The organism is Amycolatopsis sp. (assembly GCF_025464955.1).
Lineage (GTDB): Bacteria > Actinomycetota > Actinomycetes > Mycobacteriales > Pseudonocardiaceae > Amycolatopsis.
In genome coordinates this window covers 94,517-116,710 of the sequence record NZ_JAODNM010000157.1, presented here as the reverse complement: position 1 = coordinate 116,710, position 22,194 = coordinate 94,517, and the positions used below count along the sequence as shown (strand labels likewise).

The window sequence follows — 22,194 nt, the reverse complement described above, 5'->3', positions numbered from 1 at the left end:
GTCGTCGCAACCGCGAGAAGAGGCGTCAATGAAGAGTCTTTCTGCCCGCAGGGTGATCAGTTTGCTGGCTGTGACGGGCCTTGCCGTGTCGTTGTGCGCCTGCAGCGGCGGATCGAGCGGCACCAGTGCCGCCGGGGGCAAGGTCACCATCACCATCGACGGCCAGCCGCCGACGACCCAACCGTTCGAGCGCAAGCAGTTCGACCAGGACGTGGCCGCTTTCGAGGCCTCGCACCCGGACATCGTGATCCAGGCGCACGAAGGGTTCATGGACCCGAAGACGTTCTCCGCGAAGCTGGCTGGGGGCCAGCTGGAGGACGTCTACTACGTCTACTTCACCGACCCCGCGCAGATCATCGCGCGTCATCAGGCGGCCGACATCACTGAAGCAGTGAAGAGCGTGCCGCATGTCAGCGACATCCAGCCGCAATTGCTGGACAACTTCAAGGATGCCGGCGGCAAGCTTTACGGCCTCCCGACCGCGAACTACTCGATGGGCCTGGTCTACAGCCGGCCGCTGTTCCAGAAGGCCGGGCTCGACCCGGACAAGCCGCCGACGACCTGGGCCGAGGTCCGGACCGACGCGGCGAAGATCGCCGCGCTGGGCAACGGCACGGTCGGTTACGCCGACTTCTCCAAGAACAACCAGGGTGGCTGGCACTTCACCAGCTGGATGTACTCCCTGGGCGGCGACATCGCCAAGAAGGTCGGTGACACCTGGAAGGCCGACTTCAACAACGACCTCGGCCGCCAGGCGCTGAACTACCTGCACCAGATGCGCTGGGACGACAACTCGATGGGCACCAAGCAGCTCCTCGAAGCCACCGACGTGCAGCGCATGATGGGCGCCGGCCAGCTCGGCATGTACATGGCCGCGCCGGACAACGTCCCGGTGCTGGTCAAGCAGTTCAACGGCAAGTACGCCGACTACGGCCTGGCCGGGGTCCCTGAGGGCAAGGGCACGCTGCTCGGCGGCGAGGGCTACATGATCAACCCGAAGGCGAACGCCGCGCAGGTCAAGGCGGGGCTCACCTGGGTCCAGTGGAAGTACCTCAACCCGGACCGCTTCGACAGCTTCGTCAAGGCCTACGCCGACGGTCAGCAGCCGGTGGGCCTGCCCGCCCAGCCGACCCCGGACATCTGGCAAGGCGCGGTACGTGCGCAGCAGCAGGCCGTGGAGAAGAAGTACGCGAACGTCCCATCGACGAACTACCAGTCCTACGTCGACACGTTCCAGCAGATCAAGGGCACCATCGAGCCGCCCGACGCCCAGGAGGTCTACGCGGCCCTCGACAACGTGATGCAGGCGGTGCTGACCGACAAGAACGCCGATATCAACCAGCTGCTGTCCTCCGCGGAGTCGAAGGTCAACAATGTCCTCTCCCAGGTCAAGTAGAGTTCTCGAACCGGCCCGGCCCGCGGCGAACCCGCGGGCCGGTCGGCCGGTCATCTCCCCCAAGGTCCGCAAGCAGGCCCGGATCCGGCGCAAGCTGGCCGAGAACCTCACCGCGTACGGACTGCTTTGCCTGGCGTTGATCTGCTTCGCGCTGTTCTCCTGGTACCCGATCGTCCGCGGAGTGCTGCTGAGCTTCCAGCAGATCAATTTCGTGGACCCGCCGACCTGGGTCGGCTTCGACAACTTCACGAAGCTGTTCAACGACCCGCTGTTCGGCACGGCCTGGCTGAACACGCTGGAGTTCACCGGGATGGCGCTGGTGTTCGGCTTCCTCGTGCCGTTCATCACCGCGGTGCTGCTGAACGAAATGCGGCACGCGCGGGCGTACTTCCGGCTGCTCGTCTACCTGCCGGTGATGTTGCCGCCGGTGGTGACCGCGCTGATGTGGAAGTGGTTCTACGATCCCGGGCCCGGGCTGTTCAACGAGGCGCTGCACTCGGTCGGCCTGCCGACCAGCAGCTGGCTGGATTCCAGCACGACGTCGATGTTGGCGCTCGTACTCGTGTCCACGTGGGCCAACATGGGCAGCACGACGTTGATCTACCTGGCGGCGCTGCAGACCATCCCCGGTGAGCTCTACGAAGCCGCGGAACTCGACGGCGCCGGCATGTGGCACCGGCTGCGCCATGTGACGTTCCCGCAGACCAGGTTCGTGCTGCTGGTCCTGTTGCTGCTCCAGATCGTCGCGACCATGCAGGTGTTCACCGAGCCCTACATCATGACCGGCGGCGGCCCGAACGACTCGACCGTCACCGTCTTGTTGCTGCTCTACCGGTATGCGTTCGTGTACAACGACTTCGGCTCCGCCAGCGCGATGAGCCTGCTCCTGTTCGTGGCACTCGGCGTGTTCTCGGCTGCCTACGTTCGACTGACTCGACGCGCGGACTAGGAGGCGCCATGACCATCACGCTACCCAAGAAGAAAGCGAAGACCGGTTCCTCACCCGAGTACGCCGTCCGAACCCTGGTTTCGCCGGCGCAACTGCGGTCGAGGAAAGGGAAGACGATCTACTGGGTGGTCCTCGGACTCACCATCGTGGCGTTCACCGCGGCGTTCCTGTTCCCGATGTACTGGGCCGTGACCGGCGCGATGAAGTCACCCCAGGAGCTGGCCGCGACCCCGCCCACGTTGATCCCGAAGACGTTCCATCCCGACACCTTCGCCGAAGCGTGGACCCAGCTGAACCTCGGAAAGTACTTTCTCAACACGGTCATCGTGGCCGGCGGCGCGCTGTTCGTGCAGCTGCTGGTCGATATCCCGGCCGCGTTCGCGCTGTCGAAACTGCGGCCGATGCTGGGAAACGCCGTTCTCGGGATGATGCTGGCGACGTTGATGCTGCCGGCGTCGGCGCTGCTGGTGCCGACATATCTCACCATCACCGACGTTCCACTGGTACACCTGAACCTGTTGAACTCGCCGTCCGCGATCTGGCTTCCCGCGGCCGCCAACGCGTTCAACATCTATGTGCTCAAAAGGTTCTTCGACCAGATCCCGAACGAGCTGATCGAGGCGGCGCGGATCGATGGCGCCGGCTCGCTGCGGATCCTGTGGCGGATCGTGCTGCCGATGTCGCGTCCGATCATCGCGGTGGTCTCCATCCTCGCGATCGTGACGGCGTGGAAGGACTTCATCTGGCCGCTGCTGGTCTTCCCCGACCCCGACATGCAGACGCTTTCGGTGATGCTGCAACGGGTCGCGATCGACCTGCCGCTGAACCTGCTCGTCGCCGGCCTGGTGCTGGCGAGTATCCCGATGGTCGCGGTCTTCCTGGTGTTCCAGCGGCAGATCCTGGCCGGCCTGAGCGCGGGCAGCCTCAAGGGCTGACGTCCGGCGCTTGGGGTGGGGGATCCATATTTTTCAACGACCCTAGGAGGGGCAAGCAGTGAGCGTTTCGGGGCATCTCTCCGCCGAATCGAAGCTCGATTGGTGGCGGAGCGCGGCGATCTATCAGGTCTATATCCGCAGTTTCGCCGACGGTGACGGCGACGGCATCGGCGATCTCGCCGGCGTACGGTCCAAGCTGGGCTATCTGGCGGACCTGGGCATCGACGCGATCTGGTTCAGTCCCTGGTATCCCTCGCCGATGGACGACGGCGGCTACGACGTCTCCGACTTCCGGGGCATCGAGCCGGTGTTCGGCACACTGGCCGATGCGGAGGCGACCATCGCCGAGGCTCACGCGCTGGGCCTCCGGGTGATCATCGACATCGTGCCCAACCACTGCTCCGACGAGCACCGGTGGTTCCAGGCCGCACTGGCCGCCGGGCCCGGCTCGCCCGAACGCGAGCGGTTCTGGTTTCGCCCCGGTCGCGGGCCCGACGGGGACGAGCCCCCGAACAACTGGCCGTCCCGCTTCGGCGGCTCGGCGTGGACGCGGATCACCGAGCCCGACGGCACCCCCGGCGAGTGGTTCCTGCACCTGTACAGCTCGCGGCAGCCGGACTTCAACTGGGAGAACGCGGAGATCCGCGCGGAGTTCGAGGACATCCTGCGGTTCTGGTTCGACCGCGGGGTCGACGGGTTCCGCATCGACGTCGCCGACGGGCTGGTCAAGGACCCGGCGCTACCGGACATCGCGCTGACCGGCGACGAGTCCGCGTACTCCGACCAGGATGGCCTGCACGACATCTACCGCTCGTGGCGGAAGATCGCGGACAGCTACCCGGGCAACCGGATCCTGGTCGCCGAAATGTGGCTGCCGGACATGTCGCGGGCGGCCCAGTACCTGCGCAAGGACGAGCTGAACTCGGCGTTCAACTTCGACTTCCTGGTGTGCCCGTGGGACGCCGCGCGTTTCCGCGACGTCATCGAGAAGACCCTGGAAGCGCACGCCGCGGTCGGCGCGCCCGCCGCGTGGGTGCTGTCGAACCACGACGTCACCCGGCCGGTGACGCGGTACGGGCGGCCAGGGGACACCGGATTCGCCTTCGCCGACCGGCTGCACGGCACCCCGGTCGACCGCGCGCTCGGCACCCGGCGGGCCCGCGCGGCGGCGTTGCTCGCGATGTCGTTGCCCGGCGGGCTTTACACCTACCAGGGTGAGGAGCTGGGGCTGTGGGAGATCGAGGACATCCCCAGCGAACTGCGCCAGGATCCGGTGTGGGAGCGGACAAAACACGTCGACCCGGGTCGTGACGGTTGCCGGGTGCCGCTTCCGTGGTCGGGCTCGTCGTCGCCGTTCGGGTTCAGCCCGGCCGGTGCCGAAACCGACCCGTGGCTGCCGCAGCCTGCCGTCTGGTCGGAGTACACCGCCGAGGCTGAAGCCGCGAACCCCGGATCCGTGCTCGAGCTCTACCGCGCGGGGCTGAAGATCCGTGCCGAAGAGCCCGCGCTCGGAGACGGTGAACTGGCCTGGCGCGGTGACGACGACGGGGTGCTTTCGTTCACGCGGGACCCCGGGTTCGCCTGCGTGGTGAACTTCTCGGTGAAGCCGGTTTCCCTTCCGGACCACGAAGAGGTGCTGCTCGCCAGCGGCTCCTTGGTCCACGGCTTGCTTCCGCCGAACACCGCCGTGTGGCTCCGGTTGCGCTGAGTCCAAAGACCCCTCAACCGGCCACCCCCGTGGCGTTCAACGCCACGGGGGTGGCCGGTTGAGGTGGCGGGTTCGGTTTTACTGACTCCTGAGGTTGGTGTTGCTGGAGTGGCGCGGCACCTGACCGACTCGAAGATCGCGCGATACTTCGAGCTGGAGGTGGCTCCTCCGCTGCCGAGTCACGACGGCCCGGCTACCACGAGTACGTCGAAACCAAAGGTATGTTCGTGGCCGTCTTCGACGAGTTTCGCAAGCGCAAGATCATTCCCTGAGCAGGAGATTCGATGACCGCGAGCTGGCTGGCCGGACGCGGCCGCGCCGACATCACCGGGGAGCCCGCGCAGTGCGGGATGCTCGGCTATGGCATGGCGTGGCAGCAGAGCGCGGGCATCCATCTCAGGTTGCGCGCGCGGGCGTTCGTCCTGGCCGACGCCGCGAGCGGCAAGCGGATCCTGCTGGTGGTGAACGACCTGCCGCTGGTGTTCGACAGTATTCGCGAGGCGCTACTGAGCCGGCTCGGCGCGCAGTTCGGTGATCTCTACACCGCGGAAAACACCATGGTCACCGCCACGCACACCCATTGCGGACCTGGCGGTTACTCGCATCATGCGCTGTACAACTCGAACACCAGAGGCTTCCGGCCGTCGACATACGCGGCGATCGTCGACGGTATGACCGAGGCCGTCGAGCAGGCTCACGCCGACCTCGCCCCCGCGTCACTCGCCCTTTCGCACGGCGAACTGCGCGACGCGAGCGTCAACCGCTCCCGCTCGGCCTTCGACCGCAACACCGAGTCGGAGCGGGCGTTCTTCCCGGACGCGGTCGACCCGCAGACGTCGCTGCTCCGGATCGATCGCGACGGCCGCGCGGTGGGAGCGATCAACTGGTTCGCCACGCACAACACGAGCATGACCAACCAGAACCGCCTGATCAGTTCCGACAACAAGGGTTACGCGGGGTACCACTGGGAAAAGGTCGTCGAGGACGTCGACTACCACGCGGACGACCCCGGTTTCGTCAGCGCGTTCGCCCAGACGAACGCCGGGGACATGTCCCCGAACCTGGAGCTGAAACCGGGAATCGGACCGACCGACGACGAGGTCGAGAACACGCGCCTGATCGGACTGCGGCAGTACGAAGCCGCGGCGAAACTGTTCGCCGGCGAGTCCGAAGCTCTCGAAGGCGGGCTGGACTACCGGCTGGTCAATGTCGATTTGTCGGCTATCGCCGTGCGGCCGGAGTTCACCGGCGACGGACGTCCACATCGGACTGGAACGCCGATGGCAGGCGCCTCGGCGCTGGCCGGCGCATGGTCGGACGGACCTGCCTTCCCGACCTTCCGAGAAGGCAGGAACCCGGTGTGGGACTGGCTTTCGAGGAACGTGTTCTACCGCCTTTCCCCAGCCATGGCCGACGCCCACGCGCCCAAAGGACTCGTCCTTCCCGCGCATCTGCTGAACCGGCTCAAACCGATGGTGGCGGAGCGGTTCCCGGTCCAGCTACTGCGGATCGGGCAGCTCTATCTGATCGGGATCCCCGGCGAAGCAACGATCACGGCTGGTCTTCGCCTTCGCCGGACCGTCGCGGCCATCGTCGGCGCAAACCTCGCCGACGTCCTGGTTGCCGGGTACAGCAACGGATATGCGCACTACGTCACGACTCCCGAGGAGTACGAAGCGCAGCAGTACGAGGGCGGCAGCACGCTGTTCGGGAAGTGGGAGCTCCCTGCGCTGCAGCAAGTCGTCGACGGGCTGGCGTCGGCGATGCGTGACGGCGTCGACATCGAGCGGGGGAACGGGATCGAGGACCTCTCGGCGAAACAGCGTCCGCAGTACCGCCTCAAGGGGGACGAACCGGTCGCGGGGTACGACTTCGGGGACGTGATCGTGCAGCCCAGCGCTCGACGTCGACCCGGCGACGTCGTGGCGGCGACGTTCGCCGGGGCGCACCCGAACAACGACCTGCGGCGCGGCGGGACGTACTTCGAGGTGGAGATCGAGGACGGCGACGGCTGGCGCGGCGTTGCCGACGACGGCGACTGGGCGACGACGTTCCGCTGGTCCCGCGTCGGCGACGCCGGGTCGACCGTGACGATCACCTGGCACATCCCCGAAGACGTCGAAGCAGGCGTCTACCGCATCCGGTACACCGGAGACGCGCAAGTCGACGGCGACTTGCGCCCGTTCACCGGCACCACCCACACCTTCACCGTCATCTGAGCCTGTCCCCAAGATCCCACTTTTGCGCTTCCCCGGACCGCTGGAACCCGGTCAGCTGGCGTGAGCGGGCTGCATCGCCGGGGCCTTCCGGCCGCGCAGCCGCAAGCCGACCGTCCGGGTCAGGATCATGGCCAACGCCATCGCGATCAGACCGTCGGTGATGATCGCGCCGATGTCGGCGATCTTCGCGCCGTGTTCGAAGAAGAAGCGTCCGAGGTCGTCGCCGAACCAGTTCGACGCGCCGACGGAGAACAGCGTGCGGGCCGCGGCGATGACGATCCAGAGCGAGGCGTACCCGATTCCGGCCCTGGTGTGGACAACACCGCTTTCGTCACGCTCGAACTTCATCAGGCTCACCGCGACCGCGCCGACCAGGGCACCGGCCGCCAACCCGACGAGCTCCGTCGTGAGGCCGATGCCCGAGGTGAACACGGTCTTCACGAACAGCGGGACAACCACGGCAACGATCAGCACCGGGCGGAGGAACCGCATCGACGTCACCTTTCGCCGGCCGAGATCGGCCTGCAGCGTGGTTATCAGGACGACGACGTTGATGAGGATGGCTTCGGCGAGAGTGGACATCGGGATCGGCTCGTTTCTTTCGGTTCGGGAGAAGCTGAAAACAGCCTGCTCCCGAACCAGATCCCGGTCTTGCGCCCCAGGGTGGACCCCGGGTGGAACTCGGGCTCCACCCCACGGCCCGACCGACGCCCTACCCGCGGCCGATGAAGGGCATGGTGGTGGCGGTGATGGTCAGGAACTGGACGTTCGCGGCCAGCGGAAGCCCGGCCATGTAGACGACGGCGTCGGCGACGTGGACCGGGTCGAACGTCGGCTCCGGCGCGATCCGGCCGTCGGCCTGCGGGACGCCGTGGGCGAACTTCCCGGCCATCTCCGTCGCCGCGTTGCCGATGTCGATCTGTCCACACGCGACGCCGTCGGCGCGGCCGTCCAGCGAGATCGCCTTGGTGAGTCCGGTGATGGCGTGCTTGGTGGCGGTGTACGCGACGCTCGCGGGCCGAGGGGTGTGCGCCGAAATCGAGCCGTTGTTGATGATCCGGCCGCCTCGAGGGTCCTGCGCCTTCATGATGCGCACGGCCTGCTGCGCGCAAAGGAACATGCCGGTCAGGTTGGTGTCCACGGTCCGGCGCCAGTCCTCGACGGACAGTTCGTCGACGGTGCCGCCGATCGACACGCCCGCGTTGTTCACCAGCAGGTCGAGCCGACCCCAAGTCTCGCGAACCGTGTCGAAAAGCGCCGCGACGGCGTCCGGATCAGCGACATCGGTGGGCACGACCAGGGTCGCGTCGCTGCCCTCCGCGGTTTCGCGCAACGCGTCGGCCCGTCGTCCGGCGAGCGCCACGTGGTATCCGGCCGCCAGCAGCGCCCTCGCGATGTGCCGCCCCAGCCCGGAACCGGCACCGGTCACCACTGCCGTCTTGCTCACCGTCGACATGGGAGTCCCTTCTCGTCACCGACATCCGTCGTCCCAGTCTGTCCTGTGTGGCGTAGGTCTCACACCCCGGAGTGACGCCGCTCATTGCGATCAGCGAACCCGGCTGTTCATTCTGAAGGGGAGCGGGGCTAGCACCGATGGCGAGGAACGTGATCACATGGCCGACTCGGTATTCGAGTTCGCGGTCGACCTGACAGCGGACGAACTGCGGCGGCGCGCGGAAGTGCTCAAAGCGCTCGGCCCCGATTGGGATCCGGTCGCCGCCATCCAAGGTGAGCAGGAAGCCTACGACCTCCTCTACTCCGGCCTCGACGCCGAGCAGGAAGCCATCTACGCCCAGCTGGTCGAAGCGGGTGTGCTGCCACCTCGGGAGGCGGGCCGTGATGCCGCTTGACCCCACGGCAGACCTCGGCCGTCGCGCCTGGTTCACCTGCCCGCGGTGCGGCCACGGCAAGAGCTGCCTGACCTGCGAAAACGGCCGAACCTGCGGCGACCACTGGCAGTACCTCCTCGCCAACAAGGCGAGTCTCCTGCACCTGCAGTGCCCCGAGTGCACCCACCTGTGGAGCCACGACACCCGGAAGTCCACGCCCGTTCGCTGAAAGGGACGTTCGTCGCACTCGGCGCGACGAACGTCCCTTTTGGTGTTTTGCCTAGCCGGCCTTGCCTAGCCGACCGGGGCCACCCCGAGCGCGGCCAGAGCTGGTCCCGCCATGATGATCCCGTTGCCGGTCACGGTGTCGAACCCGGCCGCGCCGAGGTCGATCGTGCTGGCAACGAGCGCTGTGCGGATCTGCGCCTGCGTCGCCGTCGGCTTGCCCGACAGCAGCAGCGCCGCGATGGCCGCCGCGTGCGGTGCCGCCGCCGATGTGCCGTAGAACGGCTGGAACCCGGTGACCGCAGTGGACACGCCATCAGCCGCGGTGATGTCCGGCTTCAAGCGCGTGGTGCCGCCGGTGGCCGAGACGTTGCCGGGCGTGACCGCGGTGCCGTCGGCGTTGTAGAACAGGTGCCGCTTGCCGTCCGAGGAGAACCGCTCCCACTTGCTGGCCGAGGTGAACGTGCCTGGGTAGGGGCCGGTCGGGTTCGCCGGGTCGCCGGTCTCGAGCGGGCGTCCGAACGCGACCGCGGCCGGTGCCGCCGCGACACTGAACGCGGCCGCCGCTGCCGAGTGGCCGGAGGTGACACCGTTGGTGCTGAACGCTTTCAGCGTGCCGGAAGCGACAAACCTGCCGCGGACCACGTTGAGCGCGAGGAACCGGTCGGCACCGCTGTACTTGACCACGGCCACCTTGTAGCCGGACCCGGTGGTCGGCACCGCCGCGATCTCGTACGGGTTCTGCGTACCGGTCTGCGAGTCCTGGCTGGACGCCACCACGCTGCCGGCCGAGTTCAGGATGTAGAGGTCGTAGTCGTTCGCCGACTTGCCCAGCGGGTCGGACCAGAACAGCGTCACCGGCTTGCCGAGCGAGCCCGCCGAAAGCGGGTCGTACAGCTGGGTCGCGCTGCTCGGGTCGAAGTCGTGCGCGGTACCGGAAATCCCGCTCAGCGTCTGACCCGAGTTGACGTAGTCGCCTTCCCAGTAGCCGCTGGTGCCGTCGGTCAGGTTGCCCGAGTTGCCGGCCGACGAGAAGTAGAGCGCGCCCGCCGCGGTGACGGCGTTGACGGCCTGGGCCACCGGACCGTCCTGGAACGGCGACTCGTCGTAGTAGCCGACGTCGTCGACGATGACGGTGCACTTGCCGGTGCTCTGCAGTGAACGGATGTTCGCGGCGAAGCTGACCTCGCTGGTCATCGCGGTCGCGAAACCGAGAGTCGCGTTCGGGGCGAGGTCGTGGACGATCTCCAGCATCGCGGTGCCTTCGTCGCCGCTCCCGGCCTGGCCGGACAGCACGTCGACAGCGGGGAGTTCACCGGCGGTCTGCGACTTCGACAGCGAGTTGACGCCGTCGGAAAGCACGCAAACCTTGACGCCGGCGCCGCTCACGCCGTACTTGGTACGCGCTGTGTCCGCGCCATGCGCCTTGTCACCCTCAGAGGTGACAGTGGCGGCGAGGGCGCTCGCAGCGAGTTGCTGCCGCTGTGACCCGGCCGGCGCCGCTTCGTTCCACGTCGTCGCCTGAGCGGCGGGCTTGACCGAGCTGACGTCGGCGCGGGCAGCGATGCCGTCGAGAGCGCCCAGCGGCAGGTCCGCGCTGACGGAACCGTCCACTCCGGAGCTGTACTTGACCTTGCCGCCGACGCTCCTGATCGCGGTCAACAGCGCGGGATCCACCGAGGTCGCCTTGATGTCGACACCGACCGTGCCGGTGTTCGTGACGCCCACACCACTGCGGTAACCAGGGAGTTCACCGGCCAGGTTCCGGTCCGCGCGAAGCCGCTTTTCGACGACCAGCGCACTCGACTGCTTGCGCTCGGCCGGGGAAAGCGTCTGCTTGATCCCCTGCAATGCGCTGATACCGGCCTGGGTGCGGGCGGACTCGGCGCCGGCTGCGGACGGCTGCGCCACGGCCACGGCCGTGGACAACAGCACCGCGCCGACGGCTATCGGAACCGAATACAGCACTACCCGGTTGAATCTGACCATGGGGGACTCCCTGTTCCAACGCGGCCAGGCTCCACTCGCGCAATCACGAACGGATGACACCCGACCGGGTGTAATCAGGAGAATCTAAGGAGCCGCCGGGACGATCACCACCGACCAAAGTCGGGAACGCCCGAAAGTCCACATGGTGGGCAGAACGCCCCGCTTGCCCGGCTCCGGGCAAGCGGGGATCAGATGTTGGTGCTGTTCGGGATCAGCGAAGGCTGCAGGTAGTGGTAGGCCTGCGGACGGCGGCGGTTCCGCGCGATGATCTCGTCCTCGATGCTCGTCAGGTTCCCGACGAACTTGCCCAGCGCGCCCGCGACCCGCGAACCCTTGAAGTCGTCCTCGTAGTCGCCGAGCACGGTGTGGTGGATCGAGCCGAGGAAGTTCATCACGCAGAACTGCTGCACGGCGACGTCGAGCGGCGGCAGGTTCGCCAGCCAATCTGCCTCGGTGTGCTCCTTGCCGCGCGGCTCCTCGGTGTACCCGGCCAGGGGGTTTGCCGGAAGGAACGCCATGTGGTCCTTCTGCGCGAAGTTCACCGCGGCGTGCTGCGGACCAGCCGTCCAGACGACCATGGTGAGGATCTCAACGAGGTCGTTCCGGTCGCCGATCTGACCGGGCGTCGCGCCGAAGTCCCGGACCTGGCCGCCCTCGGGAGAAGCGACCTCCGAAGCCCACGCCTGCAGCTCGTGGTCGGTGAGGACGTCGGCGTCGGTCCGGTAGTACGCGGCGACGAAATCGCTGATCCAGGCGTAGATCGCGTTCCAGACGAGCAAGCCGTCGTCGCGGTACGGGTGGTACGGCAGCTCGCCGATCCGGTCGGTGCCGGTGGCGGAAAGTTTCGTCGGGAGGTAGTTGTCCCGGAAGGAGTGGTTGGTGCGGTGCTTGGCCAGCCACGGGTACGTGCTCTTCAGGTCCGACCCGATCAGGTACTCGACGGCCTTGCCGGGCTGGATGAGCAGCTCGACGGCCAGTTTGTTGATGGTGAACGTGCCCTCGAAATGACGTCGCAGCAGCACGGCGACCGGGTGGTTGGCCGCCAGGTTGCGGACGGCCGAGATCAGCACCGGCTCGCTCATCAGATGCGTGAACCCGAGGTGGGTGAGCACTTCGTGGTAGGTGTTGTGTGCGGAGAGCACGCAGTTCTTCGCGATGCGCCACGAGTAGCCGTCGGTCGGCGTGTAGATCTCGCGGCCGGCCGGGTCCTGTCCACATTGGATGGCGAACGGCCGCAACGGCCCGCCGCCGCGCGGCACGCAGAACGCGACCATCGGCGCGTACATGTACTTCGGCGCCTGCGGGTGCTTTCCGTTGTCCAGTTCGGACATCAGCTCGTAGTCGATCCAGTAGACCCGGCCGGCCGCCATCGCCGTCGGCAGGTCGTCACCGGCGAAGTCCGGGAGGCCGGTGAGATGCTCGGAGGTGAACGGGAACTTGCCCGGAACGCTGCGGAGCTGGATCAGCCGCGTGGGATCGGGTCCGGCGACCATGCATTCGGCGAAGTATTCGTCAGATTCGAACCGTTCCACCACCGACGGCGGCTGCCCTAACGCGAATACTTCTCGGAATTCACGAAGGCTCTTGTCGCGGGGATCACCGTTGACGCCGCCGGGAATGGGCATGAAGTAATCGACAATGCCCGCCATGTTGTCGTTCTTGACCATCGTGGCCAGTTTCACCGGGGCGAGCGGCTGCAGTTCGTTGATGAAGTTCCACTTGCCACGGCGCTTGAGCAACCGCAGGTTGAGGCGCGTCCGCTCCTGCGACTCCAGGGATTTCACCTGCCAGCGCAGGGACGGCTCGTCCTCGGGGCGAGTGCCGGCGACCACCGGAAAACCGAGGTCCATATTGTATTTGTAGCTCGCCCGCACGGCGGCCACCTGCTCGGCTCGCTCGGCGCGGTCGTCCTGCTGGGAAATCAAATACTCGGGCACGAAGCCGACAGTAGCGGGTGCAGTTCCCCGCGTCATCGACGAGCTACCCGGACGGGCGAACCTTGCCCGTTTAGGCCGTCCACAGTGGATCCCCGGGGCAGCTGTCCCGCACATCGGGAACGCGGCCCGCGGAAACTGTCGGTGGTCGGCGCTACGGTCGGTCCAAGTACTCACTGGGAGGGTTTGACATGCAGATCGAAGGGGCCGTGGCGCTGGTCACGGGAGCAAACAGAGGACTGGGCCGGGCGTTCGCCCGCGTCCTGCTCGAGACAGGGGCGCGCACGGTCTACGCCGGGGCACGCGACCCCGCGAGTTAAGGCGGCTCATGCTCGCCAGCCGTTCTGGAACCTGCACATCGAAGGATTGCGGCGGGTCGGCGTGCACCTGCTCTACGGCGACGACGTCTGGCCACTGCACGAACCGCGGAGCGCTCCGGGCCGGGAGTTGCCCTGGGCAGCAATGCTGGGTGCGATCGAAACGGCTGTTCCCGCTGAGCGCTAGTCCCTCGCGGAACCGACCCGGACAGTTTGTCCGGGTGATCACTCCCGCCCAGGTGTCTCCTGACTCCAGCGCGTCCAGCGCTCGGCAATAGACACAAAGGACAAACAGATGATGTTCGATACGGCGTTGGCTCCGGGGCCGGGTGCGGTCGAGGGGATGCGGGTGCTGGGAATGCACACCGACCAACCGGCGCTGGTGATCTTCTTCGCCCCCGAGAGCCTGGCGATCACGGTCCCGGGTGGACCGGCGACGTGGCCGGAGTTCGTGAGGTTCCTTCGCCAGCTCCGCGATGGCACTGAGGAGATGGCCGACTTCCTCGAAGTCCACCCAAGGTGAGTGCGACGACTACGCCGCAGACTCTGTCCGAGGCACACGATCACGCTCGCCGCGTCAGGCCGAAGCCGGACGCGGATTTGCTTACGTGGCAGGCTTTTCATCTGCGGAAAGCGCGGTTGCATGCGGAGATCGCGGACATCGACCGGGGGCATCACCACGAGGCGCTGTACTGGGTCGGGTACGAGCAGCGCAAGGCTGCGGAGTTCGCTCAGCTGCTCGGCAAATGACTTGGGGGACGTTTCGTACAATTGAATTGTACGAAACGTCCCCCAAGTCAGAACGTACGCGAACTGCACACGGCCGGACGCCAGGTGCACACGCGGCCGCGATCACATGTTGATCATGTGGCCGGCAAGGCCGTGGATGGCTTCCTTGACGGCCTCACCCAGGGTCGGGTGGGCGTGGACGTTGCGGGCGACTTCGGTGACGGTCAGGTCCCACTGCTGCGCCAAAGTCAGTTCCGGGAGCAGCTCGCTGGCCTCCGGGCCGATGATGTGCGCGCCGAGCAGCTCACCGTGTTCGGCGTCGCTGAGGATCTTGACGAAGCCGCCGGCGTCGGCGAGGCCTTGGGCTTTGCCGTTGGCGGTGAAGGGGAACTTCGCGACATTGACGTCGAAGCCCTTTTCCCGTGCCTGCGCTTCGGTCCAGCCGAAGCTGGCGATCTGCGGCTGGCAGAAGGTCGCGCGCGGGATCATGGTGTAGTCGAGTTCCATGGTCTCGGCGCCACCGATCGTCTCCGCGGCGATGATGCCCATGGACTCCGCGGCGTGCGCGAGCATGAGTTTCGCGGTGACATCGCCGATGGCGAAGATGTGCGGGACGTTGGTGCGGCAATGGCCGTCGATGGCGATCGCGCCGCGCTCGGTCAGGTCGACGCCGGTGTTCTCCAGGCCGTAGCCCTCGACACGTGGCTGGAAACCGATCGCCTGCAGCACCTTGTCCGCTTCGAGGACCTGCTGCTGCCCGTCCTTCGACACCGTCACGCGCACCTTCGCGCCGGACTCGTCGATCGACTCCACCCGCGTCGACGTGAGGACTTCGACGCCCAGCTTGCGGTAGCGCTTGGCGAGTTCCGCCGAGACCTCGACGTCCTCCAGCGGCACCATCCGGTCGAGGAACTCGACGATGGTCACCTTGACGCCGTAGTTGTGCAGCACGTACGCGAACTCGACGCCGATCGCGCCCGCACCGGCGATGATGATGCTCTTCGGCAGCGTCCGGTCGAGGATCTGCTCCTCGTACGTCACGACGCGCTCGCTCTTCGACGTGCCCGGCAGCAGCTTCGTGGTGGCGCCGGCGGCGATGATGGCGTTGTCGAACGTGATGGTCTCGGTGCCGTCGTCCGTGGCGACGCGCATCGTGTGCGCGTCGGTGAACGTGCCGCGGCCGGAGAACTCCGTGATCGCGTTCTTCTTCATCAGGAAGTGGACGCCCTTGACCCGGCCGTCGGCGACCTTGCGGCTGCGGTCGAACGCCGCGCCGAAGTCGAAGGTGATCGGGCTGTCCGAGTGGATACCGAACGTCCGCGCCTCCTTGGTCACCAGGTGGGCGAGCTCGGCGTTACGCAGCAGCGCCTTCGAGGGGATGCAGCCGACATTCAGACAGACGCCTCCCCAGTATCGCTCCTCGACGACGGCGGCCTTGAGACCCAGCTGGGCGGCCCGGATCGCGGCGACGTACCCACCCGGGCCGGCGCCCAGGACAACAACATCGAAATGTGCGCTCATACCAGCCATCATGCCCGCTGCACTCAGCCGACCGGGGGTGACTCTCCTCGCGTCACACCGAGGAGCGCCGTGATCGCCGCCATGATGCGCGCGGTCGCCTCGTCGAGCACCTCGCGTGACGGATCGGGCCCACGCAGGTCGTCCAGGTCGACCGGTGGACCCGCCACCAGGTCGACGGTCTTGCGCGGGAAGCCCCGCGGGATCCACACCGTGGACGGCAGCAGCCGGTGCGTGCCCCAGTTGGCGACCGGGACCACCGGCGCGCCGGTCTCCAGCGCGATGCGCGCGGCCCCGGTCTTGCCCTTCATCGGCCAGTGGTCCGGGTCGTCGGAGAACGTCGACTCCGGGAAGATCGCCACGCACTCCCCGGCGTTGACGGCGGCGACGGCGTCACGGTAGGCACCGCCCGCGGTCGTCGTGCCGCGGTGGACCGGGATGTGCCGTCCGTTCCGCATGATCGGGCCGAGCACCGGCACCTTCCACAGGCTCGCCTTCGCCAGGAACCGAGGCACGCGCCCAGCCTCCAGCACGAACGCGGCGAGCGTCGTCGGGTCCAAGAAGGACAGGTGGTTGGACGCGACGACCACGCCGCCGGTCTTCGGGATGTTGTCCGCCCCGCGAGCCCGGAAGCGGGTGAGCAGCACGAGGCACGGCCAGATCACTTCGATGGCGGCGCTGTACCAAACGCCCCTGCCCGCACGCGCGAACCGGCGCCCATACGCGATCATCTCGCGGTAGGTGAGCGGACCGCGCCCGGTGTCCAGCGCGGTCCAGCGTCCTCGCGTTACTCGTCCTAGTGCCACAACGGTCATTCGTAGCCGATCGGAGACCGGATCGGCTACCGGGAATCAGGAGAACGCGGCCGTCGTCACACCCGGTCGAGCACGACGACCGGAATCTCCCGGTCGGTCTTCTTCTGGTACTCGTCGTAGTCCGGCCAGACCTTGGCCATCAGGGGCCACAGCTTGGCCCGCTCTTCCCCCTCGGCGGTCCGGGCCCGCGCGGTGTACTTGTCGGCCTTGACCTGCACCTTCACCTCGGGGTGCTCGAGCAGGTTGAAGTACCAGCCGGGGTGCTGCTCGGCGCCGCCCTTGGAGGCGACGATGACGTGTTTGCCGTCGATCTCCTGGTAGATCAGGGCGAACTTGCGCTCCTGGCCGGTCTTGCGGCCGGTCGTGGTCAGGACCAGCGCGGGCACGCCTTCCTGCCAGTCGTGGCCCTCCACGCCGTCGGTCTCTTCGTAGCGGCGGACGTGTTCGTCACCGAACAACATGGACAAAACCCCTTTCATGGAAAACTTCCGGCCTGGCGGTCATCCTCCGGCAAGCCGGTCCGTCGCGCTGATCAGCTCTGGCAACGTCCCCGGCTCGTCGAACGAGTGCCCGGAGTCGCCGACGATGATCAGTTCCGTGCCGGGCAGGGCCTGCTTGAGGTCCCATGCCGTCTTCGCGGGCGTGACGACGTCATAACGTCCTTGGACGACAACGCACGGTATGCCCGAGAGCTTCCCCGCGTCACGCAGGAGCTGCCCCTCTTCGAACCAGCCCCCGTTGCGGAAGTAGTGGTTTTCGATGCGGGCGAACGCCAGCGCGAACTCCGGGGAGCTGAAGGCGTCGAGCAGGTCCTGCCGAGGGCGCAGCGTGAGCGTTCGCGACTCCCACCCGCTCCACGCGAGCGCGGCCGACTGGTGGACCGCGGGGTCAGGATCGTGCAGCAGGTCGTGGTAGACCGCGATCAGGTCTTCGCCGCGCCTGGCAACCGGCACCGGTTCGAGGAAACGCGCCCAGGCCTCGGGGAACAGGTTCCCGGCCCCGCCGTTGTAGAACCAGTCGAGTTCGGCTTTCCGCAGGGTGAACACGCCGCGGAGGACCAGCTCCGACGTCCGCTCCGGATGCGTCTCGCCGTAGGCCAGCGCGAGCGTGCTGCCCCAGGAACCGCCGAACACCTGCCAGCGGTCGATCTCCAGATGTTCGCGCAGACGTTCCATGTCGGCGACGAGGTGCCAGGTCGTGTTCGAGGCCAGATCCGCCTCGGGCGTGCTGCAGTGCGGGGTGCTGCGCCCGCAGCCGCGCTGGTCGAACAGCACGATCCGGTACCGCGCCGGGTCGAACAGGCACCGGTTCTTGGCACTCGACCCGCCGCCCGGACCGCCGTGCAGGAAGACGACCGGCTTGCCGTTGGGGTTTCCGCACTCCTCCCAGTAGACCTCGTTGCCTTCGCCTACGGACAACATGCCGTGGCGGTACGGTTCGATCTCGGGGTAGAAGCCGTTCATGGCTGGCGTTCCTCCACTCGGGTGGTCCATTTCGGACGGTGAAACCGGTTCCGGAGCAGGCATGGGAACGGCCGTTAGACTGTCTGCGGCCGGGGACCGCGGCCGTGACGAACGGCCGACGGAGGGTTTCCATGATCGCTCGCCCCCACGTCACCCTAGAGGACGTCGCACGCAGCGCGCAGGTGTCGCTCGCGACCGCGTCCCGAGTGCTCAACGGCACCACGAATGTGCGGCCCGACCTGCGGGAACGCGTGGTCCTGGCGGCTTCCGAACTCGCCTACACCCCCAACGCGCACGCCCAGGCGCTGGCGGGCGGCGCGCGGCCGGCGGTCGGGGTGATCTGCCACGACGTGAGCGACCCGTACTTCGTCGCCATCGCGACCGGCGTGATGCGGGTGGCCAGCGCGAACGGGCTGCTGGTGATGCTCGCGAGCACGTTCCGCGACCCGTACAAGGAAGTCGAGTACGTGTCGATGCTGCGCGCCCAGCGGGCCTCCGCGATCCTCCTGATCGGGTCCGGGTTCGAGGACCGCGCCTGGGAGCGCGCGCTGGCCGCCGAACTCGACCCGTACCGCCGCGGCGGCGGGCAGGTGGCGGTGGTCAGCCGCCACCGAAGCCTCAGGGTGGACAGCGTCCAGCCGGAGAACCTCGAGGGCGCGGCCGCGCTGGCGGGGGCGATGCTGGAACTCGGTCACCGCCGGTTCGCCGTGCTCGCCGGGCCGCGCACGCTGACCACGGTCGTCGACAGGCTGGCCGGATTCGCCGGCGAGCTGGCCGACAACGACGTCAAGCTCGCCGAGGAAGACATCGTCGAGAGCGCGTTCACCCGCGACGGCGGTTACGCGGCGATGCAGACGTTGATCGCCCGCGGCGGCACCCTCCCGACCTGCGTTTTCGCGGTCACCGACGTGATGGCGATCGGGGCGCTCACGGCGTTGCGCGAGGCGGGCATTTCCGTGCCTGGGGAAGTCTCGCTGGCCGGGTTCGACGACATCCCGGTCGTCCGCGACCTGAGCCCGGCGCTGACGACGGTCGCCCTGCCGCTGGAACAGCTCGGCGAGCGAGCGATGGAACTCGCGATCCGGGGTGCGCGAACCACCCGAAGCCGCACAGTGCGCCTACCCGGCGAAGTCGTCCTGCGGGAAAGCACCGCCCCACCCGCCCGCTGAAGCCGGGCTCTTGTCGCGCGAACCTTGATGGCCTACCGTCCGAGAAAGCGCTTTCAGCGATAGCGAGAGAGGCGGACCATGACCGCGCTGTCCCTCCCCACCCCCGGCGGCGGCCTCGAAGACTGGCTGCCGTCCGGGCTGCTCGCCCCGGCTCCGACGGCACGTCCAGCCGGATCGCGCTCGGTTTTCGCCGCGGCCCACGTCGTCGCGGATCCGTTGTCCCCTGGCGATCCGGGCGAGTCGACGGCACTGGACTGGGACGCCACGCTGGCCTTCCGGGAGCACCTGTGGTCGTGCGGACTCGGTGTCGCCGAAGCGATGGACACCGCGCAGCGCGGGATGGGATTGGACTGGGCGAAGACGCGGGAGCTGATCACGCGGACGGGCGCCGCGGCAGCCGGACGGAGCTGGGTGGCCGGCGTCGGAACCGACCAGTTGCCGCCCGGCCCGGCCCGCATCGAGTCCATTGTGGACGCCTGGCGCGAGCAGCTCGACCTCGTGCTCGAAGCCGGCGCGACCCCGGTCGTGATGGCCAGCCGGGCGCTGGCCGCCGCCGCGTCCGGGTCCGAGGACTACCTCACGGCGTACGGAAAGCTGCTTTCCGCGACCGACGGTCCGGTGCTGCTGCACTGGCTCGGCGAGCAGTTCGACCCGGCGCTCTCGGGATATTGGGGCCACCAGGACGTTCGCGACGCCGCGTCCGAGCTGGCTGGACTGTGCGCGGATCACAGCTCTGTGCTCGCCGGTGTCAAGGTTTCGGTGCTCGACGCCGAGGTCGAAATCGCGTTCCGTCGCGCGCTTCCGGACGGCGTCGCGTGCTACACCGGTGACGACTTCAACTATCCGGAGCTGATCGCGGGCGACGGGCTCGGCCACTCCGAGGCACTGCTCGGCATCTTCGACCCGATCGCGCCGGTCGCCGGAGCCGCGCTGGCGAAGCTGGATTCCGGTGACGTGGCGGTCTTCCGGAAGCTGCTGGACCCGACGGTCGCGCTGTCTCGCGAGATCTTCCGCACGCCGACGCCGTTCTACAAGGTGGGCGTGGTGTTCCTGGCTTACCTGAACGGCCACCAGCGGCATTTTCGGATGGTCGGCGGGCTGGAGTCCGCGCGGTCGGTCACGCACCTGGCCAGTGTGTTGCGGCTCGCGGACGCTGCGGGCGTGCTGACCGACCCGGATCTCGCGGTCGCGCGCATGCGCCCACTGCTCGCGGCGGCGGGTGTGCCGTGATGGACCGGCTGAGTCTCAACCAGATCAGCACGAAGAGATGGTCGGTCGCGGAGGCTGTCGCCGGGTGCGCCGAGGCCGGGGTCGGCTGGATCGGGCTGTGGCGGGACAAGGTCGCCGAAACCGGGCTCGACAGGACCGCGCGGCTGGTGGCGGACCACGGGTTGCGGGTGTCGTCGTTGTGCCGCGGCGGTTTCTTCACGGGTTTCCTGCCCGACGGCTCCCTTGTGGACGGGATAGCCGAGACGCGAACCGCGATCGACGAAGCCGTGGCACTCGGCACGGACGTGCTGGTGCTGGTGGTCGGCGGAGTCGTCGACAACGACCTCGCCGGGTCACGGCAGCGCGTCGCGGACGCTGTCGGGGAGCTCGCCCCCTACGCGCGCGAGCGCGGGGTCCGGCTCGGGCTGGAACCGCTGCATCCCATGCAGTGCGCCGAACGGTCCGTGCTGTCCACTGTGGATCAGGCGTGGACGATCGCGCGGGAGCATCCGGCGGACGCGGTGGGCGTCATCGTCGACGAGTTCCATGTCTGGTGGGACCCGGACATCGAGGCGTCGATCGCGCAGGCGGCCGGGCGGATCGTCGGCTTCCACGTGTGCGACCAGCTGGTGCCCCTGACCGACACGCTGCTCGGCCGCGCGCTGCCCGGCGACGGCCCGATCGACCACCGCCACCTCCGCGCCTGTGTCGAGGCCGCCGGCTACACCGGGCCGATCGAGGTCGAGGTGTTCAACGCCGAGCTGTGGGCCCGGCCCGGCGCCGACGCGCTCGCCGCCGTCGTCAATGCGTACCGAAATCACGTGGTCTGAGGCTCGCATTGGCTACGCTGCGGGTATGTCCAAGCTGCTGGTGGTCGAAGACGATGACACGATCGGGAAAGTCCTCGAATCGAGTCTGCGGCTGCACGGGTACGCCGTGTCCTGGCAGCGCACCGGTCACGACGCGCTGACCGAAGCCGCCGCGAGTGAGTTCGACCTCGTGCTGCTCGACCTGGGCCTGCCCGATCTCGACGGCGTCGAAGTGTGCCGTCGGCTCCGCGCGATGCTACCGAGCGCGGTACTGGTGATCCTCACCGCGCGGACCGAGGAGATGGACGTCGTCGTCGGGCTCGAGGCCGGGGCGGACGACTACCTCACCAAACCCGTCCGGCTCGGTGAGCTGCTCGCACGCGTGCGCGCCCACCTGCGGCGCGGTGGCACCAGCGCGCCGACGAGCCCGGCGCTCACCATCGGGCACCTGCGGGTCGACACCGCCGGGCGCCGGGTGAGCCTGGCCGGCAGCGAGGTCGCCCTGCGCTCGAAGGAGTTCGACCTGCTCGCCCGGCTGGCCGAGGAGCCGGGGGTCGCGGTCAGCCGGGAGACGCTGATGAGCGAGGTGTGGGACGAGCACTGGTACGGCTCGACGAAGACCCTCGATGTCCACATCGCCGCATTGCGCCGCAAACTGGCCGCGTCGGCGACGTCGACCGACCAGGTGCCGGAGATCTCCACCCTCCGCGGCCACGGCTACCGCCTGGAACGCCCCCGCTCCTAACGCCGCACTTTTGCGCTTTTGTGGGGTCTCCGGGCGGGGTGGTCCGCGCAACTCGCCGTCGAGTTGCGATCGTTGCAAGCCCTAAGTACCGCAACTCGCCGTCGAGTTGCGAAGGGCACCGGCGCACGAACGCGACCAGAGAGGGCACCCTTGTACAAAAGTGCCCTGCTTGAGAGCTCAACCAGGGCACAAAGGTGGAAGAGTGCCGCTTGGACGCGCGGTTTACCGGGGATCGG

Annotated in this window: 21 protein-coding genes and 2 pseudogenes; 15 read left to right on the top strand and 8 right to left on the bottom strand. The window is 67.7% G+C overall.

Translation table 11 applies throughout. From position 1 onward, the window contains the following. Window positions 1-28 precede the first annotated feature (28 nt). The 5 genes from JWQ81_RS40325 (at window position 29) to JWQ81_RS40305 (ending at window position 7,207) form a co-directional block, all read left to right on the top strand. Entirely contained in the window at window positions 29-1,396 is a 1,368-nt protein-coding gene (locus tag JWQ81_RS40325) for an extracellular solute-binding protein (RefSeq protein ID WP_297550296.1), read from the top strand. Next, entirely contained in the window at window positions 1,374-2,345 is a 972-nt protein-coding gene (locus JWQ81_RS40320; RefSeq protein ID WP_297550294.1) for a carbohydrate ABC transporter permease, read from the top strand. Before JWQ81_RS40325 ends, JWQ81_RS40320 begins: the two co-directional genes overlap by 23 nt. 8 nt (window positions 2,346-2,353) lie before the next feature. After that, the gene (locus JWQ81_RS40315) at window positions 2,354-3,280 is read left to right on the top strand and encodes a carbohydrate ABC transporter permease (protein ID WP_297550292.1); all 927 of its coding nucleotides are present in this window, start codon (window positions 2,354-2,356) and stop codon (window positions 3,278-3,280) included. A gap of 58 nt (window positions 3,281-3,338) precedes the next feature. After that, window positions 3,339-4,988, top strand: coding sequence for a glycoside hydrolase family 13 protein (locus tag JWQ81_RS40310; RefSeq protein WP_297550290.1), 1,650 nt, complete (start codon window positions 3,339-3,341; stop codon window positions 4,986-4,988). Between the two features lie 284 nt (window positions 4,989-5,272). Next, on the top strand, window positions 5,273-7,207 hold the full coding sequence (locus JWQ81_RS40305; RefSeq protein ID WP_297550288.1) for a neutral/alkaline ceramidase: 1,935 nt from the start codon (window positions 5,273-5,275) through the stop codon (window positions 7,205-7,207). Window positions 7,208-7,258: 51 nt separating this feature from the next. Here the strand turns inward: JWQ81_RS40305 and JWQ81_RS40300 are convergent, their stop codons facing one another. Then, the gene (locus tag JWQ81_RS40300) at window positions 7,259-7,789 is read right to left on the bottom strand and encodes a hypothetical protein (RefSeq protein WP_297550286.1); all 531 of its coding nucleotides are present in this window, start codon (window positions 7,787-7,789) and stop codon (window positions 7,259-7,261) included. Window positions 7,790-7,919: 130 nt separating this feature from the next. Next, entirely contained in the window at window positions 7,920-8,663 is a 744-nt protein-coding gene (locus JWQ81_RS40295; protein ID WP_297550284.1) for an SDR family oxidoreductase, read from the bottom strand. Window positions 8,664-8,820: 157 nt separating this feature from the next. Between JWQ81_RS40295 and JWQ81_RS40290 the strand changes: the two genes are divergently transcribed. Together JWQ81_RS40290 and JWQ81_RS40285 are read left to right on the top strand one after the other, a co-directional pair. Next, window positions 8,821-9,057 carry a DUF6400 family protein gene (locus JWQ81_RS40290; RefSeq protein ID WP_297550282.1) on the top strand — a complete coding sequence of 79 codons (237 nt, stop codon included), beginning with the start codon at window positions 8,821-8,823 and terminating at the stop codon, window positions 9,055-9,057. Further along, window positions 9,044-9,265 (top strand): hypothetical protein, encoded by a 222-nt coding sequence (locus JWQ81_RS40285; protein WP_297550280.1) that lies wholly within the window; start codon window positions 9,044-9,046, stop codon window positions 9,263-9,265. The genes JWQ81_RS40290 and JWQ81_RS40285 overlap by 14 nt, the downstream gene beginning before the upstream one ends. A gap of 65 nt (window positions 9,266-9,330) precedes the next feature. Here the strand turns inward: JWQ81_RS40285 and JWQ81_RS40280 are convergent, their stop codons facing one another. Further along, a complete protein-coding gene (locus JWQ81_RS40280; RefSeq protein ID WP_297550278.1) occupies window positions 9,331-11,250 on the bottom strand; it encodes a S8 family serine peptidase in 1,920 nt (639 codons plus the stop codon). 188 nt (window positions 11,251-11,438) lie between these two features. Next, window positions 11,439-13,187: a lipoxygenase family protein gene (locus JWQ81_RS40275; protein ID WP_297550276.1), complete on the bottom strand. Its 1,749-nt coding sequence runs from the start codon at window positions 13,185-13,187 to the stop codon at window positions 11,439-11,441. 188 nt (window positions 13,188-13,375) lie between these two features. On the opposite strand from JWQ81_RS40275, the pseudogene JWQ81_RS40270 reads away from it, so the two are divergent. The 4 genes and pseudogenes from JWQ81_RS40270 to JWQ81_RS40255 all read left to right on the top strand — a co-directional run. Further along, a pseudogene (locus JWQ81_RS40270) lies at window positions 13,376-13,501 on the top strand (SDR family NAD(P)-dependent oxidoreductase); the annotation flags it as partial. Continuing rightward, window positions 13,494-13,688, top strand: a pseudogene (locus tag JWQ81_RS40265) (flavoprotein); the annotation flags it as partial. The pseudogenes JWQ81_RS40270 and JWQ81_RS40265, both read left to right, overlap by 8 nt. Before the next feature lie 108 nt (window positions 13,689-13,796). Next, the gene (locus tag JWQ81_RS40260) at window positions 13,797-14,024 is read left to right on the top strand and encodes a hypothetical protein (RefSeq protein ID WP_297550274.1); all 228 of its coding nucleotides are present in this window, start codon (window positions 13,797-13,799) and stop codon (window positions 14,022-14,024) included. Continuing rightward, window positions 14,021-14,251, top strand: coding sequence for an AMED_5909 family protein (locus JWQ81_RS40255; RefSeq protein ID WP_366942377.1), 231 nt, complete (start codon window positions 14,021-14,023; stop codon window positions 14,249-14,251). The genes JWQ81_RS40260 and JWQ81_RS40255 overlap by 4 nt, the downstream gene beginning before the upstream one ends. 102 nt (window positions 14,252-14,353) lie before the next feature. Here the strand turns inward: JWQ81_RS40255 and lpdA are convergent, their stop codons facing one another. Genes lpdA through pip form a run of 4 tightly spaced genes read right to left on the bottom strand, consistent with a single transcriptional unit; the run spans window position 14,354 to window position 18,026 of the window. After that, window positions 14,354-15,751 carry a dihydrolipoyl dehydrogenase gene (gene lpdA, locus JWQ81_RS40250; protein WP_297550272.1) on the bottom strand — a complete coding sequence of 466 codons (1,398 nt, stop codon included), beginning with the start codon at window positions 15,749-15,751 and terminating at the stop codon, window positions 14,354-14,356. A 23-nt stretch (window positions 15,752-15,774) separates the two neighbouring features. Beyond that, complete coding sequence (locus tag JWQ81_RS40245; protein ID WP_297550270.1) at window positions 15,775-16,563, bottom strand: 1-acyl-sn-glycerol-3-phosphate acyltransferase; 789 nt, start codon at window positions 16,561-16,563, stop codon at window positions 15,775-15,777. Between the two features lie 56 nt (window positions 16,564-16,619). After that, a complete protein-coding gene (locus tag JWQ81_RS40240) occupies window positions 16,620-17,024 on the bottom strand; it encodes a nitroreductase family deazaflavin-dependent oxidoreductase (RefSeq protein ID WP_297550269.1) in 405 nt (134 codons plus the stop codon). Between the two features lie 39 nt (window positions 17,025-17,063). After that, on the bottom strand, window positions 17,064-18,026 hold the full coding sequence (pip, locus tag JWQ81_RS40235; RefSeq protein WP_297550267.1) for a prolyl aminopeptidase: 963 nt from the start codon (window positions 18,024-18,026) through the stop codon (window positions 17,064-17,066). Between the two features lie 131 nt (window positions 18,027-18,157). On the opposite strand from pip, the gene JWQ81_RS40230 reads away from it, so the two are divergent. From JWQ81_RS40230 to JWQ81_RS40215, 4 genes are all read left to right on the top strand, one after another. Next, the gene (locus tag JWQ81_RS40230; protein ID WP_297550265.1) at window positions 18,158-19,195 is read left to right on the top strand and encodes a LacI family DNA-binding transcriptional regulator; all 1,038 of its coding nucleotides are present in this window, start codon (window positions 18,158-18,160) and stop codon (window positions 19,193-19,195) included. A gap of 78 nt (window positions 19,196-19,273) precedes the next feature. Beyond that, window positions 19,274-20,425 (top strand): dihydrodipicolinate synthase family protein, encoded by a 1,152-nt coding sequence (locus JWQ81_RS40225; RefSeq protein WP_297550264.1) that lies wholly within the window; start codon window positions 19,274-19,276, stop codon window positions 20,423-20,425. Then, complete coding sequence (locus tag JWQ81_RS40220; protein ID WP_297550262.1) at window positions 20,425-21,234, top strand: sugar phosphate isomerase/epimerase; 810 nt, start codon at window positions 20,425-20,427, stop codon at window positions 21,232-21,234. Before JWQ81_RS40225 ends, JWQ81_RS40220 begins: the two co-directional genes overlap by 1 nt. A 25-nt stretch (window positions 21,235-21,259) precedes the next feature. Next, entirely contained in the window at window positions 21,260-21,958 is a 699-nt protein-coding gene (locus tag JWQ81_RS40215) for a response regulator transcription factor (RefSeq protein WP_297550260.1), read from the top strand. Window positions 21,959-22,194 lie beyond the last annotated feature (236 nt).

What these genes read in the sequence shown, in the direction of transcription:
- JWQ81_RS40225 (WP_297550264.1), top strand. Translation starts at nt 19,274, where the DNA reads ATGACCGCGCTGTCCCTCCCCACCCCCGGCGGCGGCCTCGAAGACTGG.
- JWQ81_RS40320 (WP_297550294.1), top strand. Translation starts at nt 1,374, where the DNA reads ATGTCCTCTCCCAGGTCAAGTAGAGTTCTCGAACCGGCCCGGCCCGCG.
- JWQ81_RS40300 (WP_297550286.1), bottom strand. Translation starts at nt 7,789, where the DNA reads ATGTCCACTCTCGCCGAAGCCATCCTCATCAACGTCGTCGTCCTGATA.
- lpdA (WP_297550272.1), bottom strand. Translation starts at nt 15,751, where the DNA reads ATGAGCGCACATTTCGATGTTGTTGTCCTGGGCGCCGGCCCGGGTGGG.
- JWQ81_RS40290 (WP_297550282.1), top strand. Translation starts at nt 8,821, where the DNA reads ATGGCCGACTCGGTATTCGAGTTCGCGGTCGACCTGACAGCGGACGAA.
- JWQ81_RS40325 (WP_297550296.1), top strand. Translation starts at nt 29, where the DNA reads ATGAAGAGTCTTTCTGCCCGCAGGGTGATCAGTTTGCTGGCTGTGACG.
- JWQ81_RS40245 (WP_297550270.1), bottom strand. Translation starts at nt 16,563, where the DNA reads ATGACCGTTGTGGCACTAGGACGAGTAACGCGAGGACGCTGGACCGCG.
- JWQ81_RS40295 (WP_297550284.1), bottom strand. Translation starts at nt 8,663, where the DNA reads ATGTCGACGGTGAGCAAGACGGCAGTGGTGACCGGTGCCGGTTCCGGG.
- JWQ81_RS40240 (WP_297550269.1), bottom strand. Translation starts at nt 17,024, where the DNA reads ATGTTGTTCGGTGACGAACACGTCCGCCGCTACGAAGAGACCGACGGC.
- JWQ81_RS40280 (WP_297550278.1), bottom strand. Translation starts at nt 11,250, where the DNA reads ATGGTCAGATTCAACCGGGTAGTGCTGTATTCGGTTCCGATAGCCGTC.
- JWQ81_RS40305 (WP_297550288.1), top strand. Translation starts at nt 5,273, where the DNA reads ATGACCGCGAGCTGGCTGGCCGGACGCGGCCGCGCCGACATCACCGGG.
- JWQ81_RS40230 (WP_297550265.1), top strand. Translation starts at nt 18,158, where the DNA reads ATGATCGCTCGCCCCCACGTCACCCTAGAGGACGTCGCACGCAGCGCG.
- JWQ81_RS40315 (WP_297550292.1), top strand. Translation starts at nt 2,354, where the DNA reads ATGACCATCACGCTACCCAAGAAGAAAGCGAAGACCGGTTCCTCACCC.
- JWQ81_RS40220 (WP_297550262.1), top strand. Translation starts at nt 20,425, where the DNA reads ATGGACCGGCTGAGTCTCAACCAGATCAGCACGAAGAGATGGTCGGTC.
- pip (WP_297550267.1), bottom strand. Translation starts at nt 18,026, where the DNA reads ATGAACGGCTTCTACCCCGAGATCGAACCGTACCGCCACGGCATGTTG.
- JWQ81_RS40215 (WP_297550260.1), top strand. Translation starts at nt 21,260, where the DNA reads ATGTCCAAGCTGCTGGTGGTCGAAGACGATGACACGATCGGGAAAGTC.
- JWQ81_RS40260 (WP_297550274.1), top strand. Translation starts at nt 13,797, where the DNA reads ATGATGTTCGATACGGCGTTGGCTCCGGGGCCGGGTGCGGTCGAGGGG.